The following is a 546-nucleotide window of genomic DNA, read 5'->3' as shown; positions in this document are numbered from 1 at the left end:
TACGCGGTTCAACCCTACGAAGTTCAGGCCCTGTTTCACACCGACGTTTTCCATCCGCGTGGTAACGTTTTCAATCGCAGTCGGCGAATAGAAGCTGCCACGTTTGATGACCAGCTGCTTCTGGAATTCGGCAAGATCGATCCCGGGCACTTCGGAGGCCAGGGTGACGTTATTACACCGGCCCCGTTACCAGTGACAGGGCCGCCCGCGCATCCGCCAGCCAATCACCGATGGCACCATTCTCGAACAGCCCTTCGGACATGCCATGCCCCGAATAATCGAAGCGCAGGAACGCCCGCCCCTGCGATACGGCCCAGTCATGCAGATCCGCCGCCTTGGTTCCCTGCATGTCGGACCTGAAGCCCCCCAGAAAGACAACCGCCGGTCCGGTACCGGGGATAAGGTCATAGGCAATACGGCGGCCTTCGGGCGTGGTCAGGTGATCGGTCATGGGCGTCTCCTTTTGGAATACAGACATAGCGCGGCGACAGGTTGACTTTCCAGCCCCACCCCATGACAACCACCCGCATATAACCCGCAATCGGG

The 546-nt window shown here is 59.7% G+C and carries 1 pseudogene; it reads right to left on the bottom strand.

Annotation, left to right across the window (positions count from 1 at the left end):
- Positions 1-175: 175 nt before the first annotated feature.
- Positions 176-451 (bottom strand): annotated as a pseudogene (locus TR36_RS14295) (alpha/beta hydrolase); the annotation flags it as partial.
- Positions 452-546 lie beyond the last annotated feature (95 nt).

Source organism: Falsirhodobacter sp. alg1 (genome assembly GCF_000739715.2).
Classification (GTDB): Bacteria; Pseudomonadota; Alphaproteobacteria; order Rhodobacterales; family Rhodobacteraceae; genus Falsirhodobacter.
Note: the sequence above shows the minus strand (reverse complement) of the source record. Positions and strands in the feature narration are given on the sequence as shown.